Genomic DNA, 24,193 nt, shown 5'->3' on the forward strand with positions numbered 1-24,193 from the left:
GCCGCCACAGAGGACTCCGCGCACGCGCTCGCGGGCGCGATCACCGGAGCGTGCGGGGGGTACGGCTCGATCCCGGAGGGGTGGATCGCGCCGGTTCGCACGCTGGCCGGTTGCTGCTTGCCAGAACTGGCGGGCAGGGATCTCCTGGAACTCACGGAAGGACTGACATGACGCCGCTTGAGGACAAAGCCGCTGGCTGCGTGGCGGGGGCCGCGGTGGGTGACGCTCTGGGCGGCGCCACGGAAGGCTGGACTCCCGAGCAGATCACCACCAGGTACGGCGGGCCGGTCGAGGGCATCGTGCCGCCGTACAACGAGGACTGGCGCAACGCCCGCCCGATCGCCCCGTACCACAAGGGCGACGGCCACATCACCGACGACACCCTGATGACGCACGCGCTGATCCGCGTGTACGAGAAGGCCGGCCGCCACCTCGACGCGTACGCGATGGCCGAGCACTTCGTGCCGGAACTGATGGGCGAGCGTGTGTGGATCCCCGAACTGGAGGCCGAGGCGCTGCCGCTGCAGCGGATCTTCCTGGCCGAGAAGTGGATCGTGGCCCGCCTGCACTACGGCCACGCCGACCCGCGCGAGGCCGGTGTGGGCAACATCGTGAACTGCGGCGCCGCCATGTACGTCGCCCCGGTCGGCGTCGTCAACGCCGGCGACCCGGACGCAGCCTACGCCGAGGCGATCGACCTGACCGGCGCCCACCAGTCCAGCTACGGCCGCGAGGCGGCCGGAATCATGGCCGCCGCGGTCGCCGAGGCCATGCGGCCGGGCGCCACCGTGGACAGCGTGATCGCCACCTCGATCCGCCTGGCCAAGGACGGCACCCGCGCCGCCATCGAGGCCGTGTGCGGCGCCGCGGTGGATCTCGGGCACTGGGACGGCTCGTTCGAGAGGCTGCGCGCCGCCATGCGGCCCTACGACACCGTCGCCGACACCTACCGTGACCAGGGACTCGGGGCGCGCCGGCCGAGCCGGGTGCACAGCATCGAGGAGCTGCCGCTGGCGCTGGCCTTCCTGGTGATCGCCAAGGGCGACTTCAGGGAGACCGTGCTCGGCGGGGTGAACTACGGGCGCGACGCCGACTCGATCGCCTCCATGGGCGGGGCGATCGCGGGCGCGCTCGGCGGGCTCGACAGCGTGCCCGCCGCGTGGGTCGAGGCGGTCGGTACGGCCAGCCGTACCGACATCGTGACGCCGGGGCGGGCGATCGCCCGGGTGGCCAAGCGCGTCCACACCGCCGACCTGGCCCGCAGGCGCGCCCACGAGGACGCCTTCGCCGAGCTGGCGGGCGAATGATCCGCCTCACCTGGGTACAGCCGGAGGACCTGATCGGGCACGAGCTCCGGCAGGCCGGGGAGGACGGGCGGGCCGCCGCCCACCCCGCCCAGCTCGCCCGCATCACCGGCGAGTGGCACGCGGCGGGCGGGCACGACGCCCCGCCGCGCGCCGGCGCCTCCGAGCCGCGGGCTGCGCGGCTGCGCGGGCTGGCCGGTGAGCTGATGGGCCGGCTCGCCGCGCTCACCTCGCCGCTGGAGGAGCCGGGCGAGCTGACCGACATCATCGCCGCCTGCGCCGCCTGGCCCGCACCGCGGCCCGCAGTGCCCGACCCGGCGCGCCTGCTGGCCGCCTGGCAGGGCCGGGCCGCCGGGTGCGTGCTCGGCAAGCCGGTGGAGAAGATCCCGCGCGCGGGCATCAGGGAGATCGCCGAGGCCACGGGGAACTGGCCGATCCGGGGCTGGTTCACCGCGAAGGGCCTGCCCGCCGAGGTGGCCGGCCGGTGGCCGTGGAACCGGCGCAGCGCCGTCAACTCGCTGGCCGAGAACATCGACGGCATCCCCGAGGACGACGACCTCAACTACCCGCTGCTCGCGCTCACCGTCCTGGAGCGGCACGGCCACGGGTTCACCACCGACGACGTGGCCAAGTTGTGGCTGGACGAGCTGCCCGCCGGCCGTACCTTCACCGCCGAGCGCGTCGCCTACCGCAACCTGCTCGACGGCCTGGAACCTCCGGACACCGCGACCCACCGCAACCCGTTCCGCGAGTGGATCGGCGCCTTCATCAGGGCCGACGTCTACGGATGGGTGAACCCGGGCGACCCGGCGTCGGCCGCGATCCACGCCTACCGCGACGCCCGCCTGACCCACACCGCCAACGGGCTCTACGGCGCGATGTTCGTCGCCGCCATGTGCGCCCGTGCCCTGGTGAGCACGGACGCCGAAGACGTCGTGGAGACGGGCCTGACCGTCGTGCCCGCCCGCTCCCGCCTGCATCACGCGGTACGGCAGGCCGTCGAGGCGGCCCGCTCGGCCGGCGACTTCGAGCAGGTCGTGGACGGCCTGTACGAGCGGCACGGCGGCCTGCACTGGGTGCACACGATCAACAACGCCGCCCTGACCGCCGCCGCCCTGGTCCACAGCCGCGGCGACTTCACCCGGGCCATCGCCGGGGCCGTCGCCGGCGGCTGGGACACTGACTCGGCCGGCGCCACCGTCGGCTCGATCGCCGGTGCGCTGGCCGGCCGGGTGCCCGAGCAGTGGCTCATGCGGGACCGCCTGTCCACCAGCCTCACCGGCTTCGATGGAGTGGGGCTGGCAGAGCTGGCCCGCCGTACCCAGGAGATGATGAAGGCATGATCTCGGTCTTCGGCAGCGCGAACATGGACCTGGTCGCGTATGTGGCGCAGGCTCCCAGAACCGGGGAGACCATCACCGGGCGTGCCTTCCGTACGATTCCCGGTGGCAAGGGGGCCAACCAGGCCATCGCCGCGGCGCGGGCGGGTGGCCGGGTGGCGTTCCTGGGGGCGGTGGGCGACGACGGGTTCGGGGCCGAGATGCGGGCCACGCTCGCCGAGGCCGGGGTGGATGTCAGGGGGCTGCGGCAGGTGCCCGGTTCCAGCGGCATCGCGCACATCGTGGTCGACGACGACGGGGGCAACTCGATCATCGTGGTCCCCGGCGCCAACGGCACCGTCAGCGGGCCCTCGGGGGACGATCTCGCCGTGATCGCCGCCTCGCGGGCGTTGCTGCTGCAGCTCGAACTGCCCATGGAGGCGGTCATCGGGGCCGCCCAGGCGGCGCAGGTGTCCGGTGCGCCGGTCATCCTCACCCCGGCGCCCGCCCGGCCGCTGCCGGACGAACTGCTGGACGCCGTGACCCTGATCGTCCCGAACGAGCACGAGGCCGCCGCCATCACCGGCGCCTCCGGGGCCGATGAGGCGCTCGACGCGCTTCTGAAGCGGGTGCCCGAGGCGGTGATCACGCTCGGGGCGGCCGGGGCGCTGTACGGCTCGCGCTCCGGTGAGCGGCTGCGGGTGGCGGCGGTGCCGGTGAAGGCGGTGGACACCACGGCGGCGGGGGACACGTTCGTGGGGGCGCTGGCGGTGGCCCGGGGGGAGGGGCTGGATCCGGCGCGGGCGCTGCGGTTCGCGTCGGCGGCGGCCGCACTGTCGGTGCAGCGGGAGGGGGCCAGTACCTCGATGCCGGCCCGTGCCGAGATCGACGCCTTCCTGCGCGGCTGAAGCCCCTCAGGGGCGGGGGGAGCGGGTCGTCAGGCCGGCGGCGATCCAGGCCGACACCTCCTCGACGAGGCCGGGGTCGACGGGCTTGGCGTACTGCCTGCCGTACGTGCTCTGTGAGGCGGGGCCGGGGTCGCGGCGCAGCAGGTGCGTGAGGTCGGGCAGGCGGCGGACCTCGGCTGGGCCCGGGACCACTTCGGCGAGTACGTCGAGGTCGTCGGGGCTGACCTGCACGTCCTTGGCCCCCGTGACGGCCAGCAGGGGCACGCGGACCTCGGCGAGGTCCTTCTTGGGGTCGTAGGTGAGGAACTCGCGCATCGACCGCGCGGGGATCTTGAAGCCGTACAGCCGCGCCACGTCGCCCTTCGTGGCCTTGATCCTGGCCGACAGCTTGGCGGCCAGGCCGCGCATCGTGCGCTGCCCGAGCAGCAGCGCGACGAGCCGTATCGGCCAGGACAGGCCCTCGGCGTCCTTGAGCCCGGCGAACCACAGCAGCGTCTCCTCGCCGGTCATGGTGTGGCCGGAGATCATCACCACCGCCGCGGCGCCCTCGTGCGCGCCGAGCGCCGCGGCGTGCAGCGCGCCCTCGCTGTAGCCGATGGCGCCGACGGTGCCGATCTCCGGCAGTTTGGCGAGCTCGCGCAGGGCCGCGGCGGCGTCGGCGCGGTGCTGGTAGAAGCCGGTCGCCTGCCAGTCGCCCGGGGTCGCGCCGACGCCGCGGCGGTCGTAGCGGTAGGAGGCGACGCCCTTGGCGGCAAGGGCGGCCGCGAGCGGGCCGCCCAGTTCGACGCGGCCCTTGCCGAGGTTGCCGTCGCGGTCGAGCCTGCCCGGCATGAGCAGGAGGACGGCGGGGTGCGGGCCGTCGCCGTCCGGCAGGGTCAGCGTGCCGGACAGGGACAGGCCGCCGTCGATGGTCAGGCTCAGGTCTCGGTACATGGGTACTCCCGATCTTCACGATATGTCGCATTCACGTTATCGCTCGATGCGAACGTTCGCAATAGTTGAGAATGGTCGCACGACATGAAACCATAGATCCGTGGACGCCTTGGAACTCTTCGCCCATCCGGTACGGCTGCGCGTCATTCACGCCATGGCCGGGCAGCGGACCCTGACCACCGCCCAGCTCTGCGAGGTCATCCCGGACGTGTCGAAGGCGACCGTGTACCGGCACGTCGGCGTCCTGGCCGACGCCGGAATCCTGGAGGTCGACGGGGAGGAGCGGGTGCGGGGCGCGGTGGAACGCCGCTACCGGCTGCGCCGCGAGCACGCCGCCGTCGAGCCGGAGGCGATGGTCGCGCTGTCACCCGAGGAGCACCGCCGCGTCTTCGCCGCCGCCGTCGCCACGCTGCTCGCGGAGTTCGGCGCCTACGTCGAGCGCGAGCACGCCGATCCCATCGCCGACGCGGTCGGATACCGGCAGCACGCCGTGTGGCTCGATCCGGCGGAGCTGGAGCAGGTGATCGCCGGTGTGCGGGCCGCCCTGGTTCCCCACCTGGGCAACGAGCCGGCGCCCGGACGGCGCCGCTACCTCATCAGCCCGATCCAGTTTCCGCTGGAGGACTGAGGGGGCCCGCCCGTCAGGAGGCCAGGTGGTGGGCGCAGTCGTCGCGGTAGCGCAGGGTGATCTCGCGGATCCTGGCCGGGTTCTCCGTCGCCGCGCGCGACACCGAGGGGATGACGGCCTGCCGTACCCCGGCGAACAGGCGCGCGAGGTCGGACGGAGAGGCGCCCTGGGCGCCCAGGCCCGGTGCGAGGACGGGGCCGTTCAGGCGGGAGAGGTCGAAGCCGGCGTCGGCGACCGTGGCGCCGACCACCACGCCGATCGAGCCCAGCGGGGTCGCGCCCTGGTTCAGGCCGGTCACCGCGTCGTAGATCTGGCCGGCCACGCGTGACTGCAGCCGCTCGGCCTGCGGGTTGGAGGTGCGGGCCAGAATGAACAGGCCGGCGTCGTTGGTGTGGGCCTGCCGGATCGCGGGGGCCAGGGAGGCCAGGCCCAGGTACGGGCTGACCGTCAGGGCGTCGGCGGCCAGGGGGCTGCCGGGGTCGAGGTAGGCCTCGGCGTACGCGATCATGGTGGACTCCACGTCGCCGCGCTTCGCGTCCAGGATGACCAGCGGGCCGGCGGCGCGCAGGTCGCGGACCGTGCGCTCCAGCACCGCCACGCCGCGGCTGCCCCAGCGCTCGTAGAACGCCGACTGCGGCTTGACCACCGCGGCGACGTCGGAGATCTCCTCCACGACCGTGCGGCTGAACTTCTCCAGGCCCGCGGGTGAGTCGTCCAGGCCCCAGGCGAGCAGTTGCGCGGGGCTCGGGTCGATGCCGACGCACAGAGGTCCGTATTTATCCAGTCTGGAGCGCAGGCGCGCCCCGAACGTCTCTTCCATCACAGTGACCCCCCTTACGCGCCGCAGCCTAACTGGTTCGCGGCGCGGGCAGAACGGAATAGACGACCACGGTATGAGTCGGGGGGTACGGCCCCGGCCGGATGCGGGGACCCGCTCGTGGGTAGGTCGCAGGCATGTACGAGATCGCCAGCCGCACACTCACCCTGCGCACCATGCCGCCCAGGGAGGTGACGATCACGGTCGGCCTGCCGTACGAGGAGCCGACGGGGGAGTGGTCGTGCCCCTACCGGATCGACGGCCTGGACGGATGGGAACACGAGCGCAAGGTCACCGAGGCGGACGCGGTGAAGGTCGTGGAGATGGTGCTCGGGGTCCTGCGTACGGCGGTGGCCAACTCGCCGGAGGGCCGCGAGGGCCTGCTGTCATGGGACGAGGAACCGTCCGGCCCGAGGACCGTCTACCTGAGGATGGACCACGAGGTCAACGCGGCGTACATCGCGATGAAGCGGGAGATCGCCCCGGGCGAGGCGGTACGGCAGGCGGTCGCGGACGACGTGGTCCTGGACTTCGGCGAGTCGGGCGAGCTGCTGGGCGTGGAACTCCTGAACGCCGACACCGCCCTGCCCTCCGAGATGCGCGCCTGACGCCCCGGTCTCAGCGCAGGGCGTTGGCCATGGCCACGGCGGTGGTGCGCCAGATGGGGGTGGCGGGGTCGATGACCGCGAAGTGGTCGCCGGACATCTCCAGGTACGTGAGGTCGTCGCCGGACTCCTTGGCGGCTCTGGCATAGCGGCGGCTGAAGTCGACCAGGTCCAGGTCGTCGCCCGAGCCTTGGACCACCAGCTGGCGTACCTTCAGGGGGAGCCTGGCCAGGGGGCTGGCCTCGCCGTACACCTGGGTGTCCGGACCCAGGGCGGAGGCCACCGCGCCCGAGCTCAGCCACCGGCGCCCGGCCTCCACGAGGTCCAGGACGCCCGCCAGGGAGACGGCCAGCGCCACCCGCGCGCCGTCGGCCGCCGCACGCAGTGCCAGCTGGGCGCCGGCCGAGTGCCCGGCCACCGCGACCCGGCTCAGGTCCAGCGCCGGCTCCGCGGCACCGGCCAGGGCGTCGACGCCCGCCGCCACGTCCGCGGTCGTGGCCCGCCAGCCGTGGAGGTCGGGGCGGCGGTACTCCAGGTTCCACACCGCGAACCCGCGCCCGACCAGGTCGGCGGCGAGCGGCTCCATCAGGTCGGCGGCCCAGATCGACCGCCAGTAGCCCCCGTGCACCAGCACGATCACCGGCAGGCCGCCGGAGGACACGGTGGCGGTGGGCGATCCGGTGGTGGGTGCTTCGGCGGGCGGGAGGTAGAGGTCGGCCCACTGGTCGGGGTGAGAACCGTAGGGGATGCGGCGGGCGCTGTGGCGGGTGCGGTGCACGGCGTGCCTGATCGCCCACGCCAGGCCGTCCACGCCGCGTCCGTGCAGGTGACGGGCGTCCTTGCCGGGACTCACCCGGTCGTCGCGGGTGAGGTCCAGCCAGACGACCGGGCCCACCGGCTCGCTCATGAGGGCCCGCGCCGCCGGGTCCGGTCCCGGGAGGATCACCGGGATGCCGCCGTCGGGGCGCAGTTCGCCGACGGTGCGGGCGTACCTGATGTGGCCCTTCACCCCCAGGGCCGCGAACTCGCGTTCGGCGACCTCCGACAGAAGGGTGGGATCGGCGACGACCCCCGGCCCCACGACCACGCGCACGTCACTCACGAGTCCGACAGTACTTGTTCACATACGCGACATGCGAGGGCTGAACGCCCATACCGCCAGCCACACGCTGAGCCCGAAAATCGCCAGCGCCAGCGGCACGTGCACCGCCGTGGCGCCCGACCCGCCGGTCATCGACTGCGCGAACCCCAGCAGCAGGATTCCCACCCCCACCAGCGCCGGCCAGCCCGCGCCGCGTCCCGGCTTCCACGCGAGCACCCCGGTGATCGCCACCAGCAGCCCCGCGACGTGCACGGCGCCGGCGCCCATGCCGTGCGCGGCGGTACCGGAGCCGCTGAGCAGCTGGCCGGCCGTGACCCCCTGGGCCAGGACCGCGAGCGCGTTGAGGACGATGGCGACCTTGAAGGCGGCCCTGAGCCCGCCGCGCTCCTTGACGACCTGCTGGGTGACCACGGGGTTCTCCTTCGATCTCGGCTGAGACCGCCAGCCTCGCGGGTCCCGCGCCGCCCGGCATCCGCCCGGTGTCGCGATCGTCCGTACTACAGATGGGGTACGCGGGGCTCAGCCGTACAGGCGTTCCAGGACGGCGGCGACACCGTCCTCGTCGTTGGACAGGGTGCGGCGCCCGATCGACTCCAGGAGGAGGGGATGGGCGTTGCCCATCGCGTAGCCGTGGCCGGCGTAGGCGAGGACGGCCAGGTCGTTCGGCATGTCGCCGAAGGCCACCACGTCGGCGGCGTCCACGCCGCGGGCCCGGCACACGCGGGCCAGGGCGGCCGCCTTGTCGACGCCGGTGGCGCTGATCTCCAGCAGGCTCCGGCCGCCGGAGTGGGTGACGGTGACCTGGTCCTGTACCGCGGCCACGGCCAGGCTCGCCAGCTCGTCCACCGGGTGACCGGCCGCCCAGGCCAGCAGCTTGGCCACCGGCTCACCCGCCTCGCAGACGGAGGGGACGTCGCGGTAGAAGTCGAGGTCTTCGGCGATACGCCGGGAGTAGCCGGGTTCGCACAGGACGCCGTGCCCCGTCTCCGCGGCGAACACGATACCCGGCACGCTCTCCGCCAGCGCGGCCATGATCTTGCGGAGGATGGCCGGGTCGAGGTCGACGCGTTCGGTGATGGTACGGCCGGCCAGGTCGTAGACGATCGCGCCGTTGCTGCAGACCGCCGTCCCCGCCACCCCGGCCAGGGCCGCCACCCGCTCCGCGCCGCGTGGTGGGCGGGCGGTCACGAACACGATCTCGGCGCCGGCCCGCTCGGCCAGGCGCAGGGCCGCTCGGGTGCGGGGGGTGAGGGAGCCGGTGGAGTCGAGGAGGGTGCCGTCAAGGTCGGTGGCCACGAGGCGAGGAGGAGTCACCTGCCCAAGTATCACCAACCCACCCAAACAGCCACCAACCACCAAGCATCACAACTCCGCCCCCACCCTCCACCCAGCGGCCCCCCTCGCCCCCGGAGGTCCGCCCCCGGAGGTCCGGTCGCGGGGGGCGACCGAGGGGTTCAGCCCGTCGGTCCGGCCCCTGAAAGGTCCGGGTCCTGGAGGTCCCGGTCCCGGCCGGTCCGGTCCCGGGAGCCTGGTGCGGGCCGGTTCGGACCTGGAAGTCCGGCCTCGCGCAAGGCCGGGGCGGAGGTGGGGCCGGGTGCGGGTAACCGAGGGTGGGCGGGGTGGGGGGTTCTGGACATCGGGGATGCCGGGCCGTACCAAGGAAAGATGGAGGTTACCGTCGTCGGTGCCGGGCTGGTCGGGTGTCTGCTCGCCTGTTTCCTGGCGCGCCGAGGCCACCGGGTCACCGTCTACGAGCGCCGCCCGGACCCGCGGGTCGAGGGCGCGGACCGGGGGCGTTCGATCAATCTGGCGATCTCCGAACGGGGCATCGACGCGCTTCGCCGCCTCGGGCTGGAGGGGGAGGTGCTCGCGCGGGCGATTCCGATGCCGGGCCGGATGATGCACGCCGTGGACGGTTCGCTCACCTTCCAGCCCTACAGCGCCGCCGGCACCCACGCCATCAACTCCATCAGCCGCGCCGACCTCAACCACAAGCTCCTCGACGCGGCCGAGAAGCACGACGGCGTCACCGTCACCTTCGGCCACCGGGTGGAGGCGGACCTGCCGCCGGGCGCGGTGGTGATCGGCGCGGACGGCGCCCACAGCGCGGTCCGCGCGAAGCTGCGGGCGCTGCCGGGCGTGGACTTCAGCCAGTCCTACCTCGACTACGGCTACAAGGAGCTGTCCATCCCGCCGCGCGACGGCGACTGGGCGATGGAGCCCGGAGCGCTGCACATCTGGCCGCGCGGCCGCTCGATGATGATCGCGCTGCCGAACCCGGACCGCTCGTTCACCTGCACGCTGTTCTGGCCGCACGAGACCTTCGCCCGCCTGCGCACAGCCGAACAGATCGAGGCGTACTTCGCCGGGCACTACCCCGACGCCCACCTGCCCGCGCTCGTGTCCGGCTTCCGCGCCAACCCGGTGGGCCACCTGGTCACGATGCGCTGCGCGCCCTGGCACGCCCGCGTCGGCGGGAGCACCGTGGGCCTGATCGGCGACGCCGCCCACGCGATCGTCCCCTTCTACGGCCAGGGCGCCAACTGCGGCTTCGAGGACTGCGTCGAGCTCGACCGGTGCCTGGACGAGACCGGCGACGACTTCCCGGCCGCCCTGGACCGCTTCGAACGCCGCCGGGCGGACACCGACGTCATCGCCCGCCTCGCGCTGGACAACTTCGTGGAGATGCGCGACAAGGTCGGCTCGAAGGCGTTCCTGGCCGGCAAGCGCCTCGAACACGCGCTGGAGCGGGCGCTGCCGGGCCGCTACGTCTCCCGTTATGAGCTGGTCTCCTTCTCCACCACGCCGTACTCGCAGGTGGAGCGCCGGGTGGCGCGCCAGCGCGGGCTCGCCGCCGGCGCGGCTCTGGGCGCCGCGGCCCTGTCGGCACTTCTGCTACGCCGCCTGCGGTCCCGCTCAGGCTGACGTTCCGTAGCGGGTGGCGATCGCGGTGGCACGCTCGCGCAGCGAGTCGCGCAGCCACTGCGGGGTCAGGGCTTCGGCGCTCGTGGTGAGCTGCCACAGCGCCCACTCGGCGTGTCTCCGATCTTGGAAGGTCACCTCCATGAGCAGCCGGCCGTCCGCGCCGCTCTCCTCGGACAGGACGGCCAGTGCGGTGCCCACCAGGTCCTCCCGCCGCGCCGGGTTCAGCCGGACCAGCACGGCGACCTGGTCGCCGCCGGTCCGGAACCGCGTGCTGCGCTCCTGCCAGGCCCGGTCCAGGTCGACCCGGTCCGGTCGCTGCGCGGGCTCGTCGAGCTCCTTGGCGGCCAGGACCCGCGACAGCCGGTACGTACGGTCCGCGCCGGACTTCGTGGCCAGCAGGTAGCCCCGGTCGCGGACGGTGACCAGGCCGATCGGGTCCACCGTGCGCCATTCCGGGGTCTGGCCCACGGCCGCGTAATGGATCCGCAGCTTGTGCCCGGCGAACACCGCGCGCAGGACCTCGGCCGCGATCGCGTCGGGCACCTCCTCGTCGACGAGGCGGCGCGAGAGGAGGTCGGTCTCCGGGTCGATGAGCAGGCGTTCGGCCGCCCCGGCGGCGGTGTCGCGATAGCTGTCGGGCAGCGCGTCGACCACCTTGAGCATCGCCGACGCGAGCGCGGAACCGAGGCCGAACGCCTGCGCGCCGCGCCGCGATCCGGCGACCAGCAGGGCGAGGGCCTCGTCGTGGTTCAGCCCGGTGAGCTCGGTACGGAACCCGGGCAGCAACGCGAAGCCCCCGTGCCGGCCGCGTTCGGCGTAGACCGGGACCCCGGCCGCGGACAGGGCCTCGATGTCGCGCAGCACGGTGCGGGTGGAGACCTCCAGCTCGCGGGCGAGCGCGACCGCGGACAGCCGGCCGTGCTGCCGCAGCAGCAGGACCAGCGAGACCAACCGGTCGGCGCGCATACGAAAACTTAACAGGAATACGCGACAGAGGATGTCGTGATTTGCCGGGAGGCTGATGAGCACGACGACGGCTACCGAGCCGATCGGCGCATGTGATGAAACGAAGCGAATGGAGCGGATATGGCAATCGAGCGAACGGCGGTCAACCCGTGGGCGTGGTCGACGGAGCTGGGCTACAACCAGGGCGAGGTCGTCTCCGGGCAGACCAGGACCCTGTACTGCTCCGGGCAGACCGCGATGAGCGCCGACGGCAAGCCCCAGCACGCCGATGACATGGCGGCCCAGCTGGCGCTGAGCCTCGACAACCTGGAGGCCGTGCTCGGCGAGGCCGGCATGTCCCTCGCGAACCTGGTCCGGCTCAACGTCTACACCACCGACGTCGACCGGCTCTTCCAGCACTACGGCGTGCTGGCGGGGCGGCTGGGCGCCGCCCGGGTGGCGCCGTCCACCACGATGCTCGGGGTGACCCGGCTGGCGGTCCCCGACCTGCTGGTCGAGCTCGAGGGAACCGCCGTCGCGTGACACGGCCCGCCGCCTCCGGCAGGACGGCCGGAGGCGGCACCAGAAACGGGAAGGCGGGTGATTGTCCGGTGCTCAGAATGGTGACGGTCGGCGTCTACGGCTTCGACGGCGAGTCCTTCCTGCGGCGGCTGCGGCGGGCGGACGTCCGCCTGCTGCTCGACGTACGCCAGCGGCGCGGCGTGCGCGGCCCCGAGTACGCCTGGGCCAACTCCCGGAGGCTGCAGGCGGCCCTCGCCGATGCCGGGATCGGCTACGAGCACCACCGTGAGCTCGCGCCGACCACCGAGCTGCGCCACCTCCAATACGCCGAGGACGAGCGCCAAGGGGTCGGCAAGCGCTCGCGCCGCGAACTCGCCGCCGAGTACACCCGCCGCTACACCACCGAGATCCTCGACCGGGCCGACCTCACGCCGATCGTGTCGGAGCTGGCCGGCGGCGGGACGGCGGCGCTGCTCTGCGTCGAGCGCGACGCCGTGGCCTGCCACCGCTCGCTGATCGCCCGGCGGCTGGCCGAGCGGCACCACGTCACGGTCGGCCACCTGCTCCCGGAGCCTTAGCGGGGCAGGTGGAGGCGGAAGCCGTACAGGCCCGCGGGGCCCACCGCGTACAGGCGGGTGCCGCCCGGCGTCCACGCGCACCCGGTCAGCTCGGCGTCGAGGTGGATGGCGGCCACGCACCGGCCGGCGCGCACGTCCCACACCCGCACGGCCGCGTCCTCGGTCGCCGTGGCCAGCCAGGACCCGAACGGCCCCGCCGCCAGCCCCACCGCGGCGGTCTGCTCCTCCAGTTCGTCGCGCAGGCGGCCGGTACGGTCCCAGCGCCGGATGGCGCCGTTGGTGGAGGAGGCGGCCACCCAGGCGCCGCCGGGCGCGACGGACAGGCCGGTCACCGGGGAGCTGGGGGTCAGCACGGGGGCGATCCTGCGGCCCGCCGGGTCGAGCAGCAGCACGGACTCGCCGCCCGCCGCCACCCACGCGCCGCCCGGCGCCATGGCCAGGTGGCCGGGTTCCTTCATCGAGGTCTCGGCGCTCAGCTGCCCGTCGGGGCGCCAGAACTGCACCGCGTCCCGCGCGGCGGTGGCCAGCCAGGAACCGTCCGGCGCCATGGCCACGGAGCGGGCGGGGCCGCGCAGCCGTACGCGATGGAGGGGTTGTCCGTGGCGGTCCAGCAGCCACAGCAGGCCCTCGTCGTCGGTGGCGGCGAGCAGGGCGCCGTCCTCGGAGCTCGCCACGGCGGTGAACGTGACCTGCTCGTGCAGCGTGCGCCGCGCGCTGCCCTCCTCGTCCCAGAGCGTCAGGCCGGGTGCGCCGCCCGCCGTGACTAGGGCGCTGCCGTCGGCCACGGCGGCGATCGCGCGCAGCGGGCGGCGGCGCAGGTGCTCGTCGGGCGCGGGCAGGCCGGGGGCGGCGTCCCACAACCGGATGCTGCCGTCGAGGCTGACGCTGGCCAGCCAGCTGCGGTCGGGGGCGAAGGCGACGCCGGTGACGCCGAGCCGGTCGAAGTGCTCGGCGGCCCGCACGTCCGCCAGCGGGTCGGCGGGTGGGGGAGCCGTGCCGGCCGCGGGCAGGCCGTCGCGGGTCCAGGTGCTCTCGCGGCAGGCGAGCGTGCCGCTGTCGGGGGTGATCACGGGCGCCGGCCCGTCCTCGGCCGCCGCCGCCCGCCACAGCAGGCGGCCGTCCGGCGCCCACGCGATCAGGTCCTCGGCGCACGAGGCCAGCCAGGAGCCGTCCGGCGCGATCACCACATGCCTGACCGGGTCGTCGTGGCCTTCGAGCACCTGCCGCTGGGTGCCGTCAGGGGCCCATAAGCGCACGGTGCCGTCGTCGCTGCCGGTCGCCAGCCACGTGCCGTCGGGGGCGACGGCCACGCAGGTGACGTCGTCCTCGTGGCCGGTCAGCACGGTGCGGACGGTGCCGTCCAGGTTCCACATCGTCGCGGTGCAGATCTCGTCGGCGGTGACGAGCCAGTCGCCGCCGGGGCTGATCGCCACGCCGTAGCGCTCCTCGCCGCGGGCGCCCATGATCCGGCGCAGCGCGGGCGGCGGCAGGTCCGGCGGCGCCCACAGGCACTCCAGCCACGGCGAGCCCGAGCCGCTGAGCAGCGCGGCGATCTCCCGCGCGGTCGCCGGCACCGCGAACAGCCGCCCGGCGAGGGTGGCCGCCGCCGTGGGCGCGGCGGGCGCGGCGTGCTCGGTCCTGGCCAGCACCAGCGCGCTCTGCGCCAGCGTACGGCGCAGCCGCCCCGCCAGCGGCGTCGCGGCCAGCTCCAGATCCTGTTCGACGGCGGCGACGCCGAAGCTCTGCAGCTTGGTCGCGATCCAGCCGCCGTCGCAGACCAGCTCGGCCACGTTCATGCCGGCCTGCCGGAGGTGGCCGGGTAGCCGGGCGAGCACGTACGCGATGTCCTCGTGGGCGGCCTCGCCGTCGGCGCCCCGGTCGATGGCCTCGACCAGGGCCCGGTTGACGCGGCGCAGCCCGTCCGGGCCGAGCACGGCGCGCAGGTAGCCGCGCACCACGTCGGGCACGAGCAGCACCTCGCGGTCGGGGGCCTCGGCGAGCAGGCCGAGCGCGCTCAGCCCGGCCAGCGTCAGGTCCGACTCGATCGGGCTCAGCTCGGCGGTACGCGCCCACAGCAGCCGGGCCAGGCCGGTCGGGATGTTGCGGTCGGTGGCGAACGCGCCCAGCTCCAGCAGGCGGGCGACGCTGTCGGGCAGCTCCGCCCGCACCAGTCCGGCGTCGAGCAGCTCGTGCACCGCGCTCTCGCGGGAGGCGGGCTCGCGCAGGTCGGGTTCGCGGGCGGGGCGGGTCTTGAGCGCCGCGGCGAGCCGGTCGAGGAGCGGCCAGCGCCGTACCGGAAGCCGCACGACCGTAGCGCTGCCGGGCAGGCCGCGGGCGGTGCGCGCGGTGACCAGGACGCTGGCGCGGTGGGCGACGATCATCGCGAGCATGGACACGTGCGGCGCGCGCACGCCGTCCAGCACGACCAGCCCGTCGCCCGGCGCGGCGGTCAGCTCGTCGGCGGTCAGCAGCACCTCGATCCAGTCGGCCGGGTCGGCGCCGCCGCTGACCTCCAGTGCCCGCTCCAGCAACTGGTCGCCGAGCGACTGGCGGGGGTCGGCGCCCACGGTCAGCCAGGCGATGCCGCCGGGGAAGCGGGCGCGTACGCGGGGATCCTCGCAGGCCCTCGTGGCGGCGGTGGTGACACCGGCGCCCTCCAGGCCGTCGATCTCCGGCACGACCGCGATGAGACCACTGTTTCCCTCGGTCAGCGCCGTGATCAATTCCTCCATGCATTGAGGGTTGCATCCGATGTGGCGACTGTCACGTTGCCTTATTGGCATTGAGTCCAAAAGATAAGGACATGTCTGATCTTCCGCAGTCGGCGGTGGCCCGGACGGCGAAGCTCGCCGCCCTTCCTCTCGGATACGCGGGCCGTACCGCGATCGGTCTCGGCAAGCGCGCGCTCGGCAGACCGGCCGAGCTCATCGCGGCCGAGGTGCAGGCGCGCACCGCCGAGCAGCTGTTCAAGGTGCTCGGCGAGCTCAAGGGCGGCGCCATGAAGATCGGGCAGCTCCTGTCGGTGCTGGAGTCGGCGCTGCCGCCCGCCGTCATCGGCCCCTACCGGGCCGCGCTCACCAAGCTGCAGGACTCCGCGCCGCCCATGCCCGCCGCCACCGTGCACAAGGTCCTGGCCGAGGACTTCGGCGACGACTGGCGCGCGCACTTCGCCGCCTTCGACGACGAACCCGCCGCCAGCGCCTCCATCGGCCAGGTGCACCGGGCCCTGTGGTCCGACGGCCGGCCCGTGGCCGTCAAGGTCCAGTACCCCGGCGCCGCCAAGGCCCTGCGCGGCGACCTCAAGCAGCTCGGCCGGGTCGCCAAGCTCTTCGGCGTCCTGCTGCCCGGCCTCGACGTGCGCTCCTTCGTCCAGGAACTCCAGGAACGCGTCGCCGAGGAGCTCGACTACGGCAAGGAGGCCGAGGCCTGGCACGCATTCGCCACCGAGTACGCCGAAGACCCCGACATCGCCGTCCCGCCCGTCGTGGCCGCCTCGGAGCACGTGATCGTCACCGAGTGGCTCGACGGCATCCCGCTCGCCCGGATCATCGCCGACGGCCCGCAGGAGGTCCGCGACCGCGCGGCGCTGCGCCTGGTCCGCTTCTCCTTCTCCTCGCCGGTCCGCTGCGGCTACCTGCACGGCGACCCGCACCCCGGAAACTTCCGCGTCACCCCCGACGGGCGTCTCGGGGTGCTGGACTTCGGCGCCGTGAAGGCCTATCCCGACGGCCACCCGCCCGCCGTCGGACCCATGCTCCGGTACGGCGCCGCCGACGACATCGAAGGCGTCGCCCGGGTCTTCCGCGAGGAGGGCGTCATCCGCGACGGCGCCGAGATCGACCTGGAGGCCCTGGGCTCCTTCGTGCGCCCCTACGCCGAGCCGATCGCCGCCGAGTCGTTCACCTTCACCCGCGACTGGATGCGTGAGCGCGGCCTGTACATGCTGGGCGACGGCACCAGCATCTTCCGCACGCTCAACGTGCCGCCCGACTACGTGATGAGCTTCCGCGTGCTGACCGCCGGCTACGGCCTGCTGAGCCAGCTGGAGGCCACCGCCCCCTTCCGCGCGGAGGCCGAACGCTGGATCCCCGGCTTCACCTCCTGACCCCCGGCGCGGGCGAGCCGGCGGCCACCTCCTAGCATGTCGGGGGTGATCGAGGTGCTGGGACTGCTCGGGGTGGGGATCGCCGCCGGAATCGTCAGCACGGTCGTCAGCCTCGCCTCGGTCGTCTCCTACCCGGCCCTGCTCGCCTTCGGCCTGCCGCCGCTGACCGCCAACGTCACCAACACCGTGGCGCTGCTCTTCACCGGCGTCGGCGCCGCCGCCGGGTCCCGCCCCGAGCTGCGCGGCGAGGGCGCCAGGGTGCTGCGGCTGGGGTGGCTGACCGCGCTGGGCGGCGCCTCCGGGGCGGCCCTGCTGCTCGTCACCCCGGCCAGGACGTTCGAGCTGATCATGCCGTGGCTCATCGCCGGCGCCTCGCTGGTGCTGGTCCGCCCGCCCACCGCGAGCAGGCTCCACGAGCACGGGGTGATGGCCAAGCTGGCCATGTACGCCGTCGCCGTCTACGTCGGCTACTTCGGGGCGGCGGGCGGGATTCTCATGTTCGCGATCCTCTCGGCCGTCCTCGACCATCCCGCGGCCAAGGTCAACGCGGTGAAGAACGTCCTGACCGGGCTGGCGAACGCGGTGGCGGCGATCGGGTTCGCGGTGTTCGGGCCGGTGGACTGGGTCGCGGTGGGCCCGCTGGCCGCCGGGTTCCTGCTGGGCGGGTGGGTCGGGCCCAAGATCGCCAGGCGGCTGCCCGGCCAGAGCCTGCGCTATCTCGCCGCCGCGTGCGGGCTCGCGGTGGCCGCCAAGCTCGGCTACGACACCTACACCTCCCCGTGACCGGCGCCGGACAACGGGGTAGGTTATGGCACTAACCGGAACGGGGGTCAGAGATGTCTAACGGTGCGCGGCACGGACTCGGAGTAGTGGCGGGGCTCCTGCTGGCGCCGTTGCTGGTGGTGGTGCTCGCGTTCGGCCTGGACGGGTTCACCCACGCCATGCGGACCTTCACGCCCCCGTGGACCGGGCTCGCGGTGATGGCGGCCGCGGGCGTGGTCGTGGCCTTCCTGTTCAGCTCGCGGATCTCGCCGGTCGCCACGCTCATCGGCGGGCTCATGTACACCGTCGTCGGCCTCTTCCCGATCCTGGAGATGTCGCTCCGGATGCGGCTGCTGCCCGACTTCCTGCCCGGCATGTTCAGCCGGGGGCTGAACACGCTGATGTACACCGGCATCCTCCTGACGCTCGGCGTGGGGATGCTCGTGGCGTCGTTCTTCCCCTCGCGCTGGCGGGGACCGCGGCGGGCCGCGCACGCAGCCCACGGTACGGCGGGGCCGTACGGACCGGGCGCCTACCAGCCCGCGGCCGGCCCAGAGCAGTCCTACCAGCAGCCCCCGGCCTTCCAGCCGCAGGAACGCCAGCCCTCGGCCTTCCAGCCGCAGGAGCAGCAGCCGTCGGCCTTCCAGCGGCCGCCCGGCCAGGAGCCCGGCTCGGTCTTCCAGCCCCAGCAGCCCCCGGGCGGCGAGGACGCCACGCGTCCGATGCACCGCGAATGACCAGATGGGCCTGCCCCCGCTGCGACCGTGAGTTCGGACGTGAGCGGCAGTCGCACGTGTGCGTGCCCGGGGTCACCGTCGACGCGGTGTTCGCGCCGTGGCCCGAGGCCTACCGGGAGATCTACGATCGCCTGGTCGAGCCGCTGGGCCCGCTCGGCCCGCTGCACGAGGACGCGGTCGGGGTCGGGGTGTTCCTGAAGGCCGAGCGCAAGTTCGCCGAGATCCGCCCCAAGGCGCGCAGTCTGCAGGTGGAGATCACCCTCGCCCGGCCGATCGCGCACCCCCTGCTGGCGCGGAGCTTCGCCATGGGCTCCGGCCGCTACGCGCACTTCTTCAAGTTCACCCGCCCCGAGGACGTGGACGGGCAGATTCTCGAGTGGATGGCGGAGGCCTACGATGCGTGACGTCCTGATCGTGCAGAACAGCCGGAGCGGCGGCCCCGGCCGGTTCGGCGACTGGCTGGCCGCGTCGGGGTTGCGGCCGGAGGTCGTGCACGCTCACGAGGGCGCGGCGCTGCCCGAGACGCTGGAGCACGACGCGATGGTCGTGCTGGGCGGCGGCTACCTGCCCGACGACGACGCCCGCGCGCCCTGGCTGGCCCGGACCCGCAAGCTGGCGGTGCAGGCGATCGAGCGGGCGGTGCCGTACTTCGGGATCTGCCTGGGCGGGCAGTTGCTCGCGCACGTGGCGGGCGGGGTGGTGACGGCCGACGCCGGCGCGCCCGAGAACGGCAGCACCCCCGTGACGATCCGCCCCGAGGCCGCGGCCGACCCGCTCTTCCACGGCCTGCCGGAGGTGGTGCCCGCGATCGAGCACCACGTGGACGCCGTCACCGCCCTGCCGCCCGGCGCGGCGTGGCTGGCCTCCACGGAACGCTGCCCCTACCAGGCCTTCCGGGTGGGCGACCGGGCGTGGGGCGTGCAGTTCCACCCCGAGGTGCTGCCCGAGCGGATCAGGCAGTGGGAGGTGGACGGCTTCGACCCCGGCGAGGTGTACGCGAGGGCGGTCGCCGACGAGCCCGTCTCCACGCCGATCTGGCGCACGGTGGCCACCCGGTTCGCCACGCTGGTATGCGTACAGTAGCCGGACAGATGCATAGGGTGACCGTCACAATGGGCGGGTGCTGCTACCTCTGATCCTCGTGGCGGGCCTGGTCACGGCGCCCGCCTCCGGTGTCCGCGAGTACGTCGCGCTGGGCGACTCGTGGAGCGCCGACGTCTCCATCGTCCACCTCACGACCAAGCACGTGCCGAGCGGGTGCGTGCAGAGCTCCAAGAACTATCCCAAGCAGGTCGCCGCCGCCCTCGGCGTCACCGTGTTCCGCGACGCGACGTGCGCCGGGGCGACCACCGACCACATGACCAGGTCCCACGACGTCACGCGGATCAGGGGCCTGATCGACGGGGTGAACCGGCCGCAGTTCGACCGGCTGAGCGCCACCACCGACCTGGTGACGCTGGGCATCGGCGGCAACGACGCGGGGCTGGCCGCGGCGGTCGGAGACTGCATCAGCCTGCTGCCCACGCTGACGCTGCCCGGCGGCACGCTGCCCGCGCCGTTCGGGGCGCCGTGCAAGAAGCGGTGGGTGGTGGACGGCGTAGACCGCATGTCCGGAAATATCCGTGCGACGGAGCCCAAGGTCGTGGCGGCCGTCAACGGCATCAAGCAGCGCTCGCCCCGCGCCGAGATCCTCCTCGTCGACTACCTCGCCGGCCTGCCCGACGTCGGCGGCTGCTACCCCTACGTCCAGATCACCGACCTCGACATGGACTGGCTGTCGGCCAAGCTCCGCGAGCTCAACGCCATGCTGACCCGCGTGGCCAGGACCACCGGCGTACGCCTGGCCGACACCTACACCACCAGCCGCGGCCACGACGTCTGCCGCCGCCCCGGGGTCCGGTGGGTCGAGGGCCTGCTCCCGCTGTCCACCGACCCGCTCGGCCCCGTCATCCCCTTCCACCCCAACCAGCGGGGCGCCGACCACCAGGCGCGCGTCGTCTACAACCTGGTCAAACCCGCGGACGTCTGAGCGGGTACGGCCCGCGCCGCCGTACCGGAGGGGTCAACCCGCGGACCTCTGAGTGGGTACGGCCCGCGCGGCCGTACCGGCGGTGTGTCTTCGAGGCCCGCGCCCGCGACCGGGTGGGCGCGGGCGGTCAGGGCTCGCGGGTGAGGGCGGCGAGCTGTTCGGCGAAGGGGACCAGACGCTCCTCGCGGGCCGGGGCGCGGTGGCTCATGAGGCCGGACAGCTCCGTGGCGGCGCGCCGGATCCGGTCGGGCAGGCCGTCGTCGTTGCCCCAGTCCTCGGCCGCCGCGTACACGGCGGTCGGGGCGACGACCGCGTGCAGGTAGGCGAACATCGGCCGCAACGCGTGCTCCAGCGCCAGCGAGTGCCGGGGCGTGCCGCCCGTGGCCGCGATCAGCGTCGGCTTGCCCTCCAGCGCCTCGGGGTCCAGGACGTCGAAGAACGACTTGAACAATCCGCTGTAGGAGGCGGTGAAGATCGGGGTGACCGCGATCAGGCCGTCGGCCGAGGTGACCGCCTCCTGCGCGGTACGCAACGCCCGCCCCGCGAAGCCGGTGACGAAGTTGTTGGCGATCTCGGTGGCCAGGTCGCGCAGCTCGACGACCTCGACCTCGACCTCGACCTCCTCGCCCACGGCGCGCACGGTGGCCTCCACCAGCCGGTCGGTCAGCAGGCGGGTGGAGGACGGCTGGGTGAGTCCGGCCGAGACGGCGGCGAGCTTCATGAGTTCTTCTCTCCAAGTCGGGACAGATGGGTGGGCGCGTCGGGGACGCCGGCGGGCCGGCCGATCGCGAACTCCTTGCGCAGCACGGGCACGACCTCCTCGCCGAGGATGTCGATCTGCTCCAGCACGGTCTTCAGCGGCAGGCCGGCGTGGTCCATGAGGAACAGCTGGCGTTGGTAGTCGCCGAACGAGTCGCGGAAGGTCAGGGTCTTGTCGATGACCTCCTGCGGGCTGCCGACGGTCAGCGGCGTCTCGGCCGTGAAGTCCTCCAGGGAGGGGCCGTGGCCGTAGACGGGGGCGTTGTCGAAGTAGGGACGGAACTCGCGTACGGCGTCCTGTGACCTGGCCCGCATGAACACCTGCCCGCCGAGCCCGACGATCGCCTGTTCCGGCGTGCCGTGGCCGTAGTGGGCGTACCGCTCCCGGTAGAGCTTGATGAGGCGCTGGAAGTGCTCTTTGGGCCAGAAGATGTTGTTGGCGAAGAAGCCGTCGCCGTAGTACGCGGCCTGCTCGGCGATCTCCGGGGTGCGGATGGAGCCGTGCCACACGAACGGCGGGATGCCGTCCAGGGGGCGCGGGGTGGAGGTGAAGCCCTGGAGGGGGGTGCGGAAGCGGCCCTTCCAGTCGACGACGTCCTCGCGCCAGAGCTTGTGGAGCAGGGCGTAGTTCTCGATCGCGAGCGGGACGCCCTGGCGGATGTCCTGGCCGAACCACGGGTAGACGGGGCCGGTGTTGCCCCGCCCCATCATCAGGTCCACCCGGCCGTCGGCCAGGTGCTGGAGCATCGCGTAGTCTTCGGCGATCTTCACCGGGTCGTTGGTGGTGATGAGCGTGGTCGCGGTCGAGAGGATCAGCCGCGAGGTCCGCGCGGCGATGTAGCCGAGCATGGTCGTGGGGGAGGAGGGCACGAACGGCGGGTTGTGGTGCTCGCCCGTCGCGAAGACGTCGAGCCCGGCCTCCTCCGCCTTCAGCGCGATCGCGACCATCGCCTTGATGCGCTCGTGCTCGGTGGGAGTCCGGCCGTCTGTCGGGTCGGTCGTCACGTCGCCCACACTGAAGATGCCGAACTGCACTTTCATCACCAACCTTGACTATTGAACGTTCAACTCTACTGCCGTTGAGCGCCGATGGCCAGCCCCTTATTCCCCAGGAGCGAAGCGTGGGTGGGCGCGCCGGGCACGTTCGCGGGCCGGCCGATCGCGAACTCCTTGCGCAGTACCGGCACGATCCGCTCCCCAAGGATCTCCAACTGCTCCATCACCTTGGGCAGCGGGAGGCCTCCGCCGTCCACGATGAACAGTTGCCGCTGGTAGTCGCCGAACGAGTCGCGGAAGGTCAGGGTCTTGTCGATGACCTCCTGCGGGCTGCCGACGGTCAGCGGCGTCTCGGCCATGTACTCCTCCAGCGACGGGCCGTGCCCCATCACCGGGTGGTTGTCGAAGTAGGGGCGGAACTCCGCGATCGCGTCCTGCGACCTCGCCGCGACGTGGACCTGGCCGCCGAGCCCGACGATGGCCTGCTCGCGGGTGCCGTGCCCGTAGTGCTCGAAGCGGTCGCGGTACAGGCTGATCAGGCGCTGGAAGTGCTCCTTCGGCCAGAAGATGTTGTTGGCGAAGAAGCCGTCGCCGTAGTACGCGGCCTGCTCGGCGATCTCCGGCGAGCGGATCGAGCCATGCCACACGAACGGCGGGACGCCGTCCAGGGGACGCGGGGTGGAGGTGAAGCCCTGGAGCGGGGTGCGGAAACGCCCCTGCCAGTCCACGACGTCCTCGCGCCAGAGCTTGTGAAGCAGCGCGTAGTTCTCGATCGCGAGCGGGATCCCCTGCCGGATGTCCTGGCCGAACCACGGATAGACCGGGCCGGTGTTGCCCCGCCCCATCATCAGGTCCACCCGGCCGTCGGCCAGGTGCTGGAGCATCGCGTAGTCTTCGGCGATCTTCACCGGGTCGTTGGTGGTGATCAGCGTGGTCGACGTGGACAGCACCAGCCGCGACGTCCGCGCGGCGACATGGGCCAGCAGCGTCGTCGGCGACGACGGGATGAAGGGCGGGTTGTGGTGCTCGCCGATCGCGAAGACGTCCAGCCCCACCTCTTCGGCCTTCACCGCGATCTGGGTGATCGCCTTGATCCGCTCGTACTCGGTGGGCGTGCGGCCCGTGTTCGGGTCCGCCGTCACATCGCCCACGCTGAAAATGCCGAACTGCATTTTAGTCACCAATCTTGACGATCCATTTTGGTGACTTTAGCGCGGGCCTCTCCCGCCTTATTCCCGTCCGCCACAATCAGGTCATGCGCATCGATCTGCACAGCCACAGCGACGCCTCCGACGGCACCTCGCCGCCCCAGGAGGTGGTACGGCGGGCGCGCGCGGCCGGAGTCGACGTGCTGGCGCTGACCGACCACGACACCACGGCCGGGCACGCGGCGGCCGGGCGCGCCGCGCGCGAGGCGGGCCTGCTGCTGGTACCCGGCATGGAGATGTCGTGCCGCCGCGACGGGCGCAGCGTGCACCTGCTGGCGTACTGGTTCGACCCCGGGAACGACGCGCTGGTCCGCGAGTGCGAGCTGATCAGGCGGGCGCGCGACGGCCGGGCGGCGGCCATGGTCGGGCGGCTGGCCGAGCTGGGCGTGCCGATCACGATGGACATGGTCACGGCCGTGGCGGACGGAGGCGTGGTCGGGCGCCCGCACATCGCGCGCGTGCTGGCCACGCTGGGCGTGGTGGCCACCCCCGACGGCGCCTTCACCCCGGAATGGATCGGTACGGGCGGCCGCGCCCACGTGACCCGCTACGCCCCCGACCCGGCCCGCGCGGTGGCCCTGGTCCGGGCCGCCGGAGGCGCGGCGGTCCTCGCCCACCCGAGACGCGGCCACGAGATGCCGGACGCCTGGATCGCCGAGCTGGCGGCGTCCGGGCTGACCGGCCTGGAGGCCGACCACCCGGACCACGACGACGAGGCCCGCACACAGCTGCGCGGCCTCGCCGCCGACCTCGGGCTGGTGGTGACCGGCTCCAGCGACGACCACGGCGAACTGACCGGTCACCGTCTGGGCCGCGAGAGCACGACCGAGGAGGTCTACGAGACCCTCCGCGCCGCGGCCACGAACTCCGGGACGACGCCGAGCGCTCCTGGGACGGCGCCGAGCGCTCCTGGGACGGCGCCGAGCGCTCCTGGGACGGCGCCGAGCGCTCCTGCGACGGCGCCGAGTGCTCCCCGGACGGCTACCGGGTCCCCCTGAGCGGCGCCGGTCG

General features: G+C 73.2%; 25 protein-coding genes. 15 read left to right on the forward strand and 10 right to left on the reverse strand.

The features are described from left to right. Positions 1-167 precede the first annotated feature (167 nt). From ACFWY5_RS31590 to rbsK, 3 genes are read left to right on the forward strand one after another with little or no spacing between them, the layout of a single operon-like run. Positions 168-1,307 (forward strand): ADP-ribosylglycohydrolase family protein, encoded by a 1,140-nt coding sequence (locus tag ACFWY5_RS31590; RefSeq protein WP_379617165.1) that lies wholly within the window; start codon positions 168-170, stop codon positions 1,305-1,307. Then, positions 1,304-2,647, forward strand: coding sequence for an ADP-ribosylglycohydrolase family protein (locus tag ACFWY5_RS31595; RefSeq protein ID WP_379636292.1), 1,344 nt, complete (start codon positions 1,304-1,306; stop codon positions 2,645-2,647). The genes ACFWY5_RS31590 and ACFWY5_RS31595 overlap by 4 nt, the downstream gene beginning before the upstream one ends. Further along, positions 2,644-3,531 (forward strand): ribokinase, encoded by an 888-nt coding sequence (gene rbsK, locus ACFWY5_RS31600; RefSeq protein WP_379636294.1) that lies wholly within the window; start codon positions 2,644-2,646, stop codon positions 3,529-3,531. Before ACFWY5_RS31595 ends, rbsK begins: the two co-directional genes overlap by 4 nt. A gap of 6 nt (positions 3,532-3,537) precedes the next feature. On the opposite strand, the gene ACFWY5_RS31605 is transcribed toward rbsK, so the two are convergent. Next, positions 3,538-4,464 carry an alpha/beta hydrolase family protein gene (locus ACFWY5_RS31605; RefSeq protein WP_379636296.1) on the reverse strand — a complete coding sequence of 309 codons (927 nt, stop codon included), beginning with the start codon at positions 4,462-4,464 and terminating at the stop codon, positions 3,538-3,540. 100 nt (positions 4,465-4,564) lie between these two features. Here ACFWY5_RS31605 and ACFWY5_RS31610 point away from each other — a divergent pair, with 100 nt between their 5' ends. Further along, positions 4,565-5,092 (forward strand): helix-turn-helix domain-containing protein, encoded by a 528-nt coding sequence (locus tag ACFWY5_RS31610; RefSeq protein ID WP_379636298.1) that lies wholly within the window; start codon positions 4,565-4,567, stop codon positions 5,090-5,092. A gap of 13 nt (positions 5,093-5,105) precedes the next feature. Here ACFWY5_RS31610 and pyrF read toward each other — a convergent pair whose 3' ends face one another. Beyond that, on the reverse strand, positions 5,106-5,912 hold the full coding sequence (gene pyrF / locus ACFWY5_RS31615) for an orotidine-5'-phosphate decarboxylase (protein ID WP_379617175.1): 807 nt from the start codon (positions 5,910-5,912) through the stop codon (positions 5,106-5,108). A 134-nt stretch (positions 5,913-6,046) separates the two neighbouring features. Here pyrF and ACFWY5_RS31620 point away from each other — a divergent pair, with 134 nt between their 5' ends. Continuing rightward, positions 6,047-6,517 carry a DUF2283 domain-containing protein gene (locus ACFWY5_RS31620; RefSeq protein ID WP_379617177.1) on the forward strand — a complete coding sequence of 157 codons (471 nt, stop codon included), beginning with the start codon at positions 6,047-6,049 and terminating at the stop codon, positions 6,515-6,517. Between the two features lie 10 nt (positions 6,518-6,527). On the opposite strand, the gene ACFWY5_RS31625 is transcribed toward ACFWY5_RS31620, so the two are convergent. The 3 genes from ACFWY5_RS31625 to ACFWY5_RS31635 form a co-directional block, all read right to left on the reverse strand. Next, positions 6,528-7,616: an alpha/beta hydrolase gene (locus ACFWY5_RS31625; RefSeq protein WP_379636299.1), complete on the reverse strand. Its 1,089-nt coding sequence runs from the start codon at positions 7,614-7,616 to the stop codon at positions 6,528-6,530. 18 nt (positions 7,617-7,634) lie between these two features. Then, positions 7,635-8,027, reverse strand: a complete 393-nt coding sequence (locus tag ACFWY5_RS31630; protein WP_379617181.1) for a hypothetical protein — start codon at positions 8,025-8,027, stop codon at positions 7,635-7,637. Between the two features lie 108 nt (positions 8,028-8,135). Further along, on the reverse strand, positions 8,136-8,930 hold the full coding sequence (locus tag ACFWY5_RS31635; protein ID WP_379617183.1) for a Cof-type HAD-IIB family hydrolase: 795 nt from the start codon (positions 8,928-8,930) through the stop codon (positions 8,136-8,138). Positions 8,931-9,281: 351 nt separating this feature from the next. Here ACFWY5_RS31635 and ACFWY5_RS31640 point away from each other — a divergent pair, with 351 nt between their 5' ends. After that, the gene (locus tag ACFWY5_RS31640) at positions 9,282-10,541 is read left to right on the forward strand and encodes an FAD-dependent oxidoreductase (protein ID WP_379636300.1); all 1,260 of its coding nucleotides are present in this window, start codon (positions 9,282-9,284) and stop codon (positions 10,539-10,541) included. Here ACFWY5_RS31640 and ACFWY5_RS31645 read toward each other — a convergent pair. After that, positions 10,533-11,507, reverse strand: a complete 975-nt coding sequence (locus tag ACFWY5_RS31645) for a helix-turn-helix transcriptional regulator (RefSeq protein ID WP_379636301.1) — start codon at positions 11,505-11,507, stop codon at positions 10,533-10,535. The genes ACFWY5_RS31640 and ACFWY5_RS31645 overlap by 9 nt on opposite strands. Before the next feature lie 126 nt (positions 11,508-11,633). Here ACFWY5_RS31645 and ACFWY5_RS31650 point away from each other — a divergent pair, with 126 nt between their 5' ends. Then, positions 11,634-12,029 (forward strand): RidA family protein, encoded by a 396-nt coding sequence (locus tag ACFWY5_RS31650; RefSeq protein ID WP_379617271.1) that lies wholly within the window; start codon positions 11,634-11,636, stop codon positions 12,027-12,029. A 77-nt stretch (positions 12,030-12,106) separates the two neighbouring features. After that, entirely contained in the window at positions 12,107-12,586 is a 480-nt protein-coding gene (locus tag ACFWY5_RS31655) for a DUF488 family protein (protein WP_379617273.1), read from the forward strand. On the opposite strand, the gene ACFWY5_RS31660 is transcribed toward ACFWY5_RS31655, so the two are convergent. Beyond that, the gene (locus ACFWY5_RS31660; protein ID WP_379636302.1) at positions 12,583-15,318 is read right to left on the reverse strand and encodes a hypothetical protein; all 2,736 of its coding nucleotides are present in this window, start codon (positions 15,316-15,318) and stop codon (positions 12,583-12,585) included. The genes ACFWY5_RS31655 and ACFWY5_RS31660 overlap by 4 nt on opposite strands. A gap of 71 nt (positions 15,319-15,389) precedes the next feature. On the opposite strand from ACFWY5_RS31660, the gene ACFWY5_RS31665 reads away from it, so the two are divergent. The 6 genes from ACFWY5_RS31665 to ACFWY5_RS31690 are packed head-to-tail and all read left to right on the forward strand — an operon-like array spanning position 15,390 to position 20,219. Next, positions 15,390-16,691 carry an ABC1 kinase family protein gene (locus tag ACFWY5_RS31665; RefSeq protein ID WP_379636303.1) on the forward strand — a complete coding sequence of 434 codons (1,302 nt, stop codon included), beginning with the start codon at positions 15,390-15,392 and terminating at the stop codon, positions 16,689-16,691. Positions 16,692-16,736: 45 nt separating this feature from the next. Further along, on the forward strand, positions 16,737-17,474 hold the full coding sequence (locus ACFWY5_RS31670) for a sulfite exporter TauE/SafE family protein (protein ID WP_379617193.1): 738 nt from the start codon (positions 16,737-16,739) through the stop codon (positions 17,472-17,474). Between the two features lie 53 nt (positions 17,475-17,527). Next, positions 17,528-18,190: a hypothetical protein gene (locus ACFWY5_RS31675; RefSeq protein WP_379617195.1), complete on the forward strand. Its 663-nt coding sequence runs from the start codon at positions 17,528-17,530 to the stop codon at positions 18,188-18,190. Next, the gene (locus ACFWY5_RS31680; protein WP_379636304.1) at positions 18,187-18,594 is read left to right on the forward strand and encodes a DUF5655 domain-containing protein; all 408 of its coding nucleotides are present in this window, start codon (positions 18,187-18,189) and stop codon (positions 18,592-18,594) included. The genes ACFWY5_RS31675 and ACFWY5_RS31680 overlap by 4 nt, the downstream gene beginning before the upstream one ends. Continuing rightward, complete coding sequence (locus tag ACFWY5_RS31685; protein WP_379636305.1) at positions 18,587-19,273, forward strand: type 1 glutamine amidotransferase; 687 nt, start codon at positions 18,587-18,589, stop codon at positions 19,271-19,273. Before ACFWY5_RS31680 ends, ACFWY5_RS31685 begins: the two co-directional genes overlap by 8 nt. 37 nt (positions 19,274-19,310) lie before the next feature. Continuing rightward, positions 19,311-20,219, forward strand: a complete 909-nt coding sequence (locus ACFWY5_RS31690; protein WP_379617200.1) for an SGNH/GDSL hydrolase family protein — start codon at positions 19,311-19,313, stop codon at positions 20,217-20,219. 127 nt (positions 20,220-20,346) lie between these two features. Here the strand turns inward: ACFWY5_RS31690 and ACFWY5_RS31695 are convergent, their stop codons facing one another. Genes ACFWY5_RS31695 through ACFWY5_RS31705 form a run of 3 tightly spaced genes read right to left on the reverse strand, consistent with a single transcriptional unit; the run spans position 20,347 to position 23,146 of the window. Further along, entirely contained in the window at positions 20,347-20,940 is a 594-nt protein-coding gene (locus tag ACFWY5_RS31695; RefSeq protein WP_379636306.1) for a CE1759 family FMN reductase, read from the reverse strand. Continuing rightward, positions 20,937-22,013, reverse strand: a complete 1,077-nt coding sequence (locus tag ACFWY5_RS31700) for an LLM class flavin-dependent oxidoreductase (protein ID WP_379636448.1) — start codon at positions 22,011-22,013, stop codon at positions 20,937-20,939. Before ACFWY5_RS31700 ends, ACFWY5_RS31695 begins: the two co-directional genes overlap by 4 nt. Positions 22,014-22,048: 35 nt before the next feature. Continuing rightward, positions 22,049-23,146: an LLM class flavin-dependent oxidoreductase gene (locus tag ACFWY5_RS31705; protein WP_379617204.1), complete on the reverse strand. Its 1,098-nt coding sequence runs from the start codon at positions 23,144-23,146 to the stop codon at positions 22,049-22,051. A gap of 83 nt (positions 23,147-23,229) precedes the next feature. Here ACFWY5_RS31705 and ACFWY5_RS31710 point away from each other — a divergent pair, with 83 nt between their 5' ends. Next, positions 23,230-24,180 carry a PHP domain-containing protein gene (locus ACFWY5_RS31710; protein WP_379636307.1) on the forward strand — a complete coding sequence of 317 codons (951 nt, stop codon included), beginning with the start codon at positions 23,230-23,232 and terminating at the stop codon, positions 24,178-24,180. The last annotated feature ends 13 nt before the right edge of the window (positions 24,181-24,193 follow it).

The sequence above is a fragment of the Nonomuraea sp. NPDC059007 genome (genome assembly GCF_042740555.1).
GTDB lineage: Bacteria > Actinomycetota > Actinomycetes > Streptosporangiales > Streptosporangiaceae > Nonomuraea.

Excerpts from the sequence above, each read along its gene's own strand:
- ACFWY5_RS31590 (WP_379617165.1), top strand. The coding sequence starts at position 168 with ATGACGCCGCTTGAGGACAAAGCCGCTGGCTGCGTGGCGGGGGCCGCG.
- ACFWY5_RS31595 (WP_379636292.1), top strand. The coding sequence starts at position 1,304 with ATGATCCGCCTCACCTGGGTACAGCCGGAGGACCTGATCGGGCACGAG.
- rbsK (WP_379636294.1), top strand. The coding sequence starts at position 2,644 with ATGATCTCGGTCTTCGGCAGCGCGAACATGGACCTGGTCGCGTATGTG.
- ACFWY5_RS31605 (WP_379636296.1), bottom strand. The coding sequence starts at position 4,464 with ATGTACCGAGACCTGAGCCTGACCATCGACGGCGGCCTGTCCCTGTCC.
- pyrF (WP_379617175.1), bottom strand. The coding sequence starts at position 5,912 with ATGGAAGAGACGTTCGGGGCGCGCCTGCGCTCCAGACTGGATAAATAC.
- ACFWY5_RS31620 (WP_379617177.1), top strand. The coding sequence starts at position 6,047 with ATGTACGAGATCGCCAGCCGCACACTCACCCTGCGCACCATGCCGCCC.
- ACFWY5_RS31640 (WP_379636300.1), top strand. The coding sequence starts at position 9,282 with ATGGAGGTTACCGTCGTCGGTGCCGGGCTGGTCGGGTGTCTGCTCGCC.
- ACFWY5_RS31645 (WP_379636301.1), bottom strand. The coding sequence starts at position 11,507 with ATGCGCGCCGACCGGTTGGTCTCGCTGGTCCTGCTGCTGCGGCAGCAC.
- ACFWY5_RS31655 (WP_379617273.1), top strand. The coding sequence starts at position 12,107 with ATGGTGACGGTCGGCGTCTACGGCTTCGACGGCGAGTCCTTCCTGCGG.
- ACFWY5_RS31660 (WP_379636302.1), bottom strand. The coding sequence starts at position 15,318 with ATGGAGGAATTGATCACGGCGCTGACCGAGGGAAACAGTGGTCTCATC.
- ACFWY5_RS31665 (WP_379636303.1), top strand. The coding sequence starts at position 15,390 with ATGTCTGATCTTCCGCAGTCGGCGGTGGCCCGGACGGCGAAGCTCGCC.
- ACFWY5_RS31675 (WP_379617195.1), top strand. The coding sequence starts at position 17,528 with ATGTCTAACGGTGCGCGGCACGGACTCGGAGTAGTGGCGGGGCTCCTG.
- ACFWY5_RS31680 (WP_379636304.1), top strand. The coding sequence starts at position 18,187 with ATGACCAGATGGGCCTGCCCCCGCTGCGACCGTGAGTTCGGACGTGAG.
- ACFWY5_RS31685 (WP_379636305.1), top strand. The coding sequence starts at position 18,587 with ATGCGTGACGTCCTGATCGTGCAGAACAGCCGGAGCGGCGGCCCCGGC.
- ACFWY5_RS31695 (WP_379636306.1), bottom strand. The coding sequence starts at position 20,940 with ATGAAGCTCGCCGCCGTCTCGGCCGGACTCACCCAGCCGTCCTCCACC.
- ACFWY5_RS31705 (WP_379617204.1), bottom strand. The coding sequence starts at position 23,146 with ATGCAGTTCGGCATTTTCAGCGTGGGCGATGTGACGGCGGACCCGAAC.
- ACFWY5_RS31710 (WP_379636307.1), top strand. The coding sequence starts at position 23,230 with ATGCGCATCGATCTGCACAGCCACAGCGACGCCTCCGACGGCACCTCG.